Source organism: Arthrobacter sp. GCM10027362 (genome assembly GCF_042679445.1).
Classification (GTDB): Bacteria; Actinomycetota; Actinomycetes; order Actinomycetales; family Micrococcaceae; genus Crystallibacter.
Map to the genome: position 1 here is coordinate 1 of NZ_JBHTML010000421.1, position 747 is coordinate 747.

General features: G+C 74.3%; 1 protein-coding gene. It reads right to left on the reverse strand.

Annotation, left to right across the window (positions count from 1 at the left end):
• The coding region (locus ACFQ36_RS23120) for a transcription antitermination factor NusB (protein ID WP_377017954.1) at positions 1–747 on the reverse strand (747 nt) is incomplete at both ends.

Consider the following 747-nt stretch of genomic DNA (forward strand, 5'->3'; position numbering starts at 1 on the left):
GCGGGCGATCAGCTGCGACCCCGCGTCCTGGACCCGGACGGTGCCGGCACGCACGCACGCCAGCCGGCCGACGTCGCCGCCGGCGTAGAGCGCCGAGTCCTCGACCAGCTCCCCCGGTTCGGCCCCGGCGTCGAACGCCTCGTCCAGGCTGCCGAGCCCGGGCAGCGCCACCAGGTTCACCACCGGTGCAGCATTGTCGGCCTCCAGCAGCGCTTCCAGCTCGTCCACGCTGCGCCCGTGCCCGACCAGGGACTGGCGCATTGCCCGGACGATCCATTCGGGGTGGCTGTGCACCAGAGCAGCGCGCCGCACCGGGTCCGTTTCGGTTTCGGTGAGCTCGTCGGTCCATTGGGCCAGGTCCTTGGCGCTGACCCGGCGCAGTACGGCATTGATCAGCGAGCCCGGCCCGGCCCCGATGACCGCGCGGGCCAGCCCGACGGTCTGGTCCAGCGCCGCATGCGCCGGCACCCGCATGGCCAGCAGCTGGTGGGCCCCGAGCCGGAGCGCATCCAGGATGGCCGGGTCCAGCTGTTCCAGCGGACGGTCCACGCAGCGGGCGAGGATCGCGTCATAGGTGCCCTGCCCGCGCAGCGCACCGTAGGCCAGCTCGGTGGCGAACCCGGCGTCCCGGCGGTCCAGCCGGTGCTGCCGGATCCGGGCCGGCAGCACCAGGTTGGCGTAGGCGTCGTCGCGTTCCACCGCGCGCAGCACCTCGAAGGCCGCCAGCCGGGCCGGATCCGCGGAGCG